The 2778-nt window shown below is 38.8% G+C and carries 1 protein-coding gene; it reads right to left on the bottom strand.

What is annotated here, in order from left to right; genetic code table 11:
* On the bottom strand, nucleotides 1-2366 hold a 2366-nt coding region (locus ACRCYC_RS06650), incomplete at its 3' end, for a reverse transcriptase family protein (RefSeq protein ID WP_438618338.1).
* Nucleotides 2367-2778: the final 412 nt, after the last annotated feature.

Here is a 2778-nt window from a genome sequence, read left to right on the forward strand (position 1 = left end):
GAGCGTTGAAGCGATTCTAATTTATGTTTATCAACTACTTTTAGGTTAGAGTGTAAAAATGAAGCGTACTCAAGTCCTGGCCGGACGCAGGTTTTGTAAAGTATTAGCTTTGCTTGCTTATCATGTATATTCATATTAATTCTTGCTAACATTTGTTTGGCTCTGGTTGCTTGTTTATGGACAAATTCTGAAAAGTTAAGAGAGTTTGAATATAAAACGCCTAAGTCGCGGACGCAAGAGGTGATGGGAATATCTGACTCTAATAACTTTAAGGTGCCGGCTGGTATAGTACAGCGAATAGGCAAGACACTACATTTATTCACTGAAAAAGGTAAGAGCCATATTTTACTCCATTCACTTATAGCTTGGAGGTCTTGCTGAATTAGTTTGATATACGTTACTTTTTGATGAGCAGGAAAGGAAAATACTAGTTTACAGTCATCAGCAAAGAGAAATGGGGTGCCAGTCTGAAGGATGGAGCTAAAATCATTAATGTATATTAAAAACAAAAGAGGTCCTAATACACTTCCTTGAATTACTCCGCTAGTAATTGGAAGAGAGGATGAAATGCATGAGTTAATATCTACAGATTGCAATCGATTAGAAAGAAAAGATTTAAGCCACGTTAAAAGTGGATCAGATATACCTAGGTTTTCAAGTTTCAGTGCCAATCTGTTGTGTGGGACCTGATCAAAAGCTTTGTACATGTCTAAGTAGATAACAATTACACACTTACCGACGTCGAATTCTTTAGTGACGTGGTCAAAGAAGCTGGTAAGGCAAGTGGCACATGATTTCCGACTTAGAAAGCCGTGTTGGGAGGGGTTAAAAAAGTTTTGTTGTGAGGCAAATTCTAAGACCGCCGACTTTATTATCTTTTCCATAATACGGGAAATAACCGGCGTATGATGGATTGGACGGTAGTTAGAAACATGGTGCCGTGGACCTGTCTTATGATGAGGTATAATGTGAGAGAGCTTCCAGAAGCTCGGATAGACACCGGAATTGAGGGAGTTTGTAAAGATATTTAGTAAAAGTAAGGGAATGTCTTCGCCACCGGACTTATAAACAACTGCGGGGATACCGTCCGGTCCGAGATAATTAGAAGGTTTCAATAACTTTAGAATTTTTGTAATATCTTCTAAACGGAATTCAACTGTATTTAATGAGTTTGCAGGACGTATAGATATCTGTGGAAGGGGATAGGATTCAATTGCGAGAGTTGAGGCAAAGAATTCATTGAATTTGTTGGAAATAGTAAACTTGTCTGTAATAATTGTGTTATCAGACGTCTTAATGAAGGCAGGAGTCTCAGAAGATGAAGGTGAGCGGCTGTTCAGTAGACTTATTAAAGAAACAGTCTTATTGGGTTGTTTCATTGCTTCAGTTTCAGCACGTGTAGATAAAAATTGTTTTTCTCTTGAAAGTTTTTCTGTGATGGTAGCTATGCGGTGAAGTAAGGAAGGGTCTAATGCTAGTTTAAAGGAATGCTTCAACCTGCATATCTTCTTTCTCAAAGCTTTAGAATAAGGGCATTTTGAAACTTTGGATTTTGTGACATCTTTGATGACTCTTGGAGCAAGTACATCAAGGGCATAGAGCATGTTTTGATTAAAGTTGTTCACAGCTACATCAATATCAGAATCTAAGAAAAAATCATCCCAACCTTGTGAGCGAATCAAAGTTTGGAAATCTTTCCAGTTAATTTTTGAAAGTGTACGGTACGTTTTATAGGAAGGATATTGCTGTGCTTTGAGCTGAAGGCAAGCAATAATTATGCGATGATCACTACCTGGAAAAACAGGGCCAATTGAAGTGGAGCAAGTTGGAATGTTAAGGGTAAATATAAGGTCTAGGAAGTTTGAACCTCTGGTTGGAGCTTTCACTATCTGTGACCAACCAAGTGTATCAATAGTGGTAAGTAAAGAATTAAATCTGGCAGGGGCAGATAACTTCGGGTACCAGTTTATCGCTGGTTGGTTAAAGTCACCCCCAATAAATATTGAGTCAAATCCAGAGGAAGAAAGTAAAGGAAATAAGTCGTTTAAATACTTAATTGAATCGCTAGTATGGGCAGGTGGAATGTAAATGCAACCTATAAGTATATTGGATGAGTGTGTAGTGATGGAGACCCAAACATCCTCGACAAAAGGACTTTTAAGAGAAATATCAGCTAGTGAGGCACCGTATTTCTTATTTGTATAGATGAGACAGCCACCCCCTATATTGGCCTGGCGATCTTGTCGAAAGATTACATAGTCCTCAATTAGTAAATCAGTATTAAGGATAGATTCCGTACCCCAGGTTTCTGTAACAAGGATAACATCGGGTGCTCGTAGTTCAGCAAAGAGTCGAAGCGTAGACATCTTGTTCCTCAGAGACCTTGCATTTATTAGTATAATGTTGACGGACAAAGAGGACGGTAGTGAAACATCTAAGGATTTATATGCTGAAGAGACATCGGAAATGAATTGGTGTATCTCATTTATTGATGAGATATAGGAAGGACAATCGGATACGCTTGGTGATTGAGAAGAAAAAGGTGTATTCCACGTGACGGAAGTTAGAGGTTCGGAAAAAGTGCTGGGTGCAACTGTGCGTACGGACTCAGTGGTGTCAAAAGCAACGCCGGATGAAACGTATTTAGCATCTGAGGCGTATGGAAATTCCTTGTGGTTAGAATTTGTCTTGTGTGAAACTCCGGTGGTCTTTTTGTGGTCGTTTTCCTATAAAAAGAATCTAAAGGATGAGGTTTTACTAGTTCTGTTGTAGACTGAG

The organism is Paraclostridium sp. (genome assembly GCF_051657365.1).
GTDB lineage: Bacteria > Bacillota > Clostridia > Peptostreptococcales > Peptostreptococcaceae > Paraclostridium.